This window comes from Ancylomarina sp. (genome assembly GCF_041555295.1).
Taxonomy (GTDB): Bacteria; Bacteroidota; Bacteroidia; order Bacteroidales; family Marinifilaceae; genus Ancylomarina.
The window spans coordinates 1-5,484 of record NZ_JBFFKR010000232.1 but is presented as its reverse complement, the minus strand read 5'-3'; the positions used below and the strand labels follow the sequence as shown (position 1 = coordinate 5,484).

The window sequence follows — 5,484 nt, the reverse complement described above, 5'->3', positions numbered from 1 at the left end:
TTTTATCCACTCATAAACGGGATCTACTCCATTCATATAGTCTTCAAAACTTGTTTCAATACAGATATCAGGAACAATTGTATTGATATCCTCATCCGTTTCTTTAAAGTACTTTGTAGAATAGGTCACATTTAGTTTAGAATGCGGTAGGTCGAATGATCTAATTTCTCCAAAATGATTTGGCTTTCCACTGGTTTCTTCTCCCACAAGAATCACTTCTGTCTGATTTTTAAAATCTATAGCGTTTATGATAGCCGAAGAGAATGTCTTTCTTCCTATCACGACATAAAGCTTACCTTTTGAGTTAATCTCTTTAATTTGAGAGATCTTTTTCACAAACTCAGTTCCCTGAGCCGAACTGCCTCCCCCATTAAAGCGCATATCGAAAACAAATTGCTTAATAGGCTGCTCTTTTATGGTGTGAAATATTTTGTTCTCAAATTCAGTAAATGATGGGTATTTCTTAGCCTTTTCGGGATGGCCAAATTTAATCATCAGCTCACGACTCGCACATTTATTATACTGAATGTAATAGATACTATCCTTTTCAATATAATTCTGGATAAAGACGTCTCGCTGATGTTGCAAACAATAAGGCTTGGTATTAGGTATCAATGCTTGCTGGTTCTCCTTCGTTATTCTCTCTATCTGAACCGTAGATTTAGAAAACGAAGCATTATCATCCTCTAGTCCAAGTTCATAAACACCATTCTTTGCAAATCCAAAGAATTCCAACAGGGCTCCATTATTCAAAAGCTTTGGAACAAACATCTTCGACATTGCGCTATTGTCAACTGTAAATAGCGTTTCTAAACTATCACAGATTTGAGCAATAGGATAATCATTTATACTTGTTATTTTCTTCCCTAATATTAATTTATTCTTTTGTGATGTAGCTAGAATATGCAAGCCATTCTTAAACCAATATAACTTTAGTGGTAGGCTCTTTTCCTGGTCAAAAAGTTTAGAGAATTCAATATGAGTATGTGAATCTCCAAAACTAGCGATCACCTGCTGTATGGACAAAATGATTTCAAAATCTTCTAATCGATTTAGTTTGGATACAATCTCATTTAACTCATCATCAAAATCGTTATAAGTTCTTACAGTAAAAAAATCTTTATGTTTTTTAGGTAATTCATTTTTTAAAAATTCGATATCAGCCTTCCAATCAATCTCACTATTTTGTGAATAAAGCAGAGTTGACAAAAGCACAAGTAGGATGGTAATGTAGTTCTTCATTTAAATGTAGCTATAGTTTTAAAACTGGGTATATAAGAGGACATTCTATTTTTAGTTCACTATTTTCTTTCTTCTTTTATATCTTCTCCAAAGAACAATCAGAATAAAGCAGACAATCCATACTGGCCATATTCTCACGAAAAAGAGAAAGAGCGCAACAATTCCAAACCAACCATTAACCAATGATTCTTTCAAACGCTCAGAGAATTCATCCTTCTTATTGGGTTCGAATCTGGAATCCTTTTCCATTGAAATCGTTAAGTTCAAAGTACTATAACCAACCTGATCATCTAAATATTTTATTTGACCTTCAACACTTTCAATTTCCTCAACCAAATAACGTATCTTCTCCTCTATTTCAAGAATATCTTTTATAGACTTCGCCCTTTTTAATAAGTCCTGATAGCGAGACAAATACAGCCTTTTATTCTTAAGCCTTGTTTTCAGATCATAATACTCTTCAGATACATCTCTTGCATTAATATCTTTAAACATCAACTCCACTTTCGCATTATCCACTCCTGCTATAAAAGCTTCGAAACGTTCACTTGGAATTCTGATCTTAAGATTGTAAGCCGATCTATAATGCGAATTATTAAAACTCTCATTGGCATAATAGCCATCATACTTCTTCACCAAGGAATCTACCTGCATTTTCACTTGCTCCAAATTTTTAACCTTAATCCCAATGCGACCATCTTTTATTATTTTCTTTTCAAACACTTCTTTCTTCTGCACAAGAGGTGACATTGGCGGTGGCGGCGGTGGTTTTACAGCATTCTGCCTAGTTATAGGAATAATTTCCTCCTCATCATAACTTACAGATTCTAAGGCTATTTCTTCCTCTGCTTCTAAAGAATTAATTTGTTTTGATTCACAGGATGTGAATAGAGCAAAAAGGATTAATAATTTAAATATAGATTTCATAGTTTCTTTTTTACACATTATAAGTATCTAAAACAGAATAGCGAACACAATGATTAAGCAAGCCATCATCATCATGAAAACAAACACATCTCGTTGTGATTTTTTGAAATAATCGGCCACCAATAAACCACTTAATAAAAGCAAGATTTCATCAGTCGTTGAATTAATTAACCCCTTGTTTGAAGTAACAGTATATGCAATATACACGCCTCCAGCTTCTGACAATTGCCACTTGTTTTGCAAAAGGTTATCGAATTTAAAATACAAGACTCTATTGCCAACAGACAGGATAGCTTTTGAGCGCCATTCATCGTATGTAATAACTGCCAAACTCTTGTACGTTTCCATATCATAAACGACGGTACTCTTTTTAAATACCCCACTTGTTTTAAAGGAATAAACTTCACCTTTTATCTCTCCATTTGCAGATTGTGATAGAGAATCACTTTTGAGATAGCCACACAACTTTTGTTCATTAAATAGAGTAAAGGTTCTTGAGAAGGTATCCTTCTCCCAGCTTAGTTCAGTATTCATATGCCTTAGTTTTTCTTTACTCTAATTAGTTCTCTCACGAGGTTGAAGAGGCCTATTACAAAAGCAAAGGCAGCAACAAATGAGACCAATTCATCATCTAACTCTATTGGACTATCAGCCATAGAGAAATACAATAGGAATGATGTTAGAAGTAGTAAAAATGAAATAAATATTGATTTTCCTTTTGTCATGTTTATTAAATTTATTGGGTTCAACATCTCATTATTTAAAATCTAATTTCCTCATACAACCAGTGTTCATGATCTTCTTAAACAATTTCAGAAGCGAGGCGTAATGACTGACGCACTTTGTTAGATTCTGCAATTTCATCTAGCTGATTTGATAATTCTATAGCTTCATTGATCACCTCGTCTGGATAATTATTAATCTGAAGGATTCTTATGGCATTTCGATTCTTCAATCTCCCCTCCTTTAATTTATAATCAAAGTCGATCTGACTATCAGTAACGATCTCGCTGAAATGGTACAGTTCATATTCATCCCCTAGCATATCGGTTAACTCAATATCGTGAGTTGAGACCAATACAATATTCTTATTTTTGGAAAGCGATGACAGAACGGCTTTCCCAGCTGAAATTCGCTCAACCGTATTGGTTCCTTTAAAAATCTCATCGAGTAAAAATAGATTGGGTGTTAAACTCTCGCTATGATCAATCATCTCCTTTATTGTCAAGACCTCCTCAAAGTAATAGCTTTTGTCATTCATTAAATCGTCGCTAATGCGTATAGCCGAATAGATTCGAGCCCTTGGCATGCTCATCGATTTCGCAAAGCAGGTGTTCAGAGTCAAACCCGTTATCAGGTTTAAACCCATGGTTCGGATAAAAGATGTTTTACCTGACATATTTGAACCCGTCAACAAAACGGATTTATCTTTTACTGCAATACTGTTGGTCACACAGCCGTCTATTAAAGGGTGATAAACATCTGTGCTCGATATTTCAACTTCATTATCATTGATGACAGGGATACAATAGGAATCTAAGCCATGACGTATAGACGCTATAGATATTAATACATCTATCTGCCCAACAAAGGAGAAGACCTCTTCGATCTCCTTACGTTTTGTATTGAGTCTTTTTAAAACACCGAACAAGAGTAAAGGTTCAAGAAGGAAAGTTGTTTTTAGAATTTCAAGAACGGCCCAAAATGCTACTTCGAAGTCGCCTTGAATTTTTTCTTCGAGTTGGAAAAAAGACATTCTACTCCGTACCTGATCAATCACCTGAATAGCAGCATTTAAATCAGGATTTATCTCTTTAAAGCGATCCTCTTTGTGTAACTGAACTGCAATACTGTTCAATCTTAATAGCTGAGGAATAGAACCCACGTACTGATAGAGATTTCTCTTGTTCCAATAATGAATTCCAAGATTAACAATAAAAACAGGAATCAAAAGAAGAAAAAGTTCTGGCCTAAAGGGTAATAATAATATGCTTAGCAAACTTGTAAAAGACAATAGGCGAATTGCGAAAAACCATTTAGGTGGTTCCAAATGTTCTTCCTGAAATATTGAAGGCAAATAATACACATCCTCCTTTTTAAGCTTTTCAAGAAGCATCTGAGTTTTCACCCTAAAGTCAACATCCTCACTTAGATTTTTAATCAAACTTTCGTTTAAGTCAGTTGCCTTAGAATCTGATGGCATACATCGCAAAGTCTGATATAAATATTGCTGCCCGACTTTAGATGAGGTTCTATCGACAAACATGAATAATTCTTCAAAATCTAAATCGTTGCAGGTCTTATCAGACAATACATGAAAAGAATTTGAATTATCCTTATTCTTAAAGTACTTACTAATCAATTTGAATTTAAAAGCATCATCCTTCTCTTTTCCAAAGGATGCTTTTAGTCTTTCTATCTCTTTTTTCTTTCGCTTAAATATCATGTTTACAATTACTGGGTTTATTCTTTAACTATACTTTCAAGCTGCTCTCCACTACTTATGAAATTTAGCTTTTGTGTCTGTTGCACAACTCCAAAATTGCAGAAAACCACATGATATTCTATTTTCACACAAACCTAACTAGTTGATTTACAGGGTTTCTTTTTTTTTCGCAAGCTGTAAAAGAGTAGTGAATGATTCAATTTATTGAGTTTGCAATGGTTCCTTTTGTTACCACACGTTTTTTAATCCGTTTGTTTGATTTGTTCTTCCAATTTCTTTATTTTTTTCTTTAATCGAAAAGTATCAAATGAGCTTGTCGCTGTACCAATCATAAACCCAATTACTAATATAGCAAGACCATTAGGATAATGTTGAAGTCTGAAAAATGCTCCCATTAGTACCAATAATGTTGAAAGACCATAAAATATTCCAATCAACTTAATAATTTGTTTATCATTCATAATTTTATTTTTAACTATTTGCTGACTTGTAATCGAATTTAGAAGTCTAATTTTAAAATTCTCTATTTCCCAAATGTGTGGTAACAAGTGTGTAAATTGCCATGCGATTTATCCCACTACGACTATTTTATATATTTAACTATTAATAAACTTATTAAGACTAGAACCACACTAAATAGACTAATACTTATACTAGTCAACGTCCACTTTTCCTTCCCACTCTTTGCAATTCGAATCGTTCTTCTTCACAAGTCAATAAAATTAAACATATTATCATCATTTCAATTAAAATCATGTTAAATAAAAGCTAGAATAATTATAAATTATGATGAGCATATAAAGTCACCTCGTCTTCGTTCCTCAGTCTCCTTCTGAAGGGTATATAGCTGCTCTTGCAGACTCAATACT

6 protein-coding genes are annotated in these 5,484 nt (G+C 33.6%); all 6 read right to left on the bottom strand.

Features of this window, described 5'->3' with window-relative positions; all coding sequences use genetic code 11:
- Positions 1-1,242 (bottom strand): S41 family peptidase (locus tag ABY905_RS13510; RefSeq protein ID WP_372644751.1); only part of this gene is annotated, 1,242 nt, incomplete at its 3' end.
- Between the two features lie 51 nt (positions 1,243-1,293).
- Positions 1,294-2,169 carry a DUF4349 domain-containing protein gene (locus ABY905_RS13505; protein WP_372644749.1) on the bottom strand — a complete coding sequence of 292 codons (876 nt, stop codon included), beginning with the start codon at positions 2,167-2,169 and terminating at the stop codon, positions 1,294-1,296.
- 27 nt (positions 2,170-2,196) lie between these two features.
- The gene (locus ABY905_RS13500; RefSeq protein ID WP_372644747.1) at positions 2,197-2,703 is read right to left on the bottom strand and encodes a hypothetical protein; all 507 of its coding nucleotides are present in this window, start codon (positions 2,701-2,703) and stop codon (positions 2,197-2,199) included.
- Between the two features lie 5 nt (positions 2,704-2,708).
- Positions 2,709-2,894: a hypothetical protein gene (locus ABY905_RS13495; protein WP_372644745.1), complete on the bottom strand. Its 186-nt coding sequence runs from the start codon at positions 2,892-2,894 to the stop codon at positions 2,709-2,711.
- A 77-nt stretch (positions 2,895-2,971) separates the two neighbouring features.
- A complete protein-coding gene (locus ABY905_RS13490) occupies positions 2,972-4,615 on the bottom strand; it encodes a MutS-related protein (protein WP_372644743.1) in 1,644 nt (547 codons plus the stop codon).
- 242 nt (positions 4,616-4,857) lie between these two features.
- Positions 4,858-5,076, bottom strand: a complete 219-nt coding sequence (locus ABY905_RS13485; protein WP_372644741.1) for a hypothetical protein — start codon at positions 5,074-5,076, stop codon at positions 4,858-4,860.
- Positions 5,077-5,484: the final 408 nt, after the last annotated feature.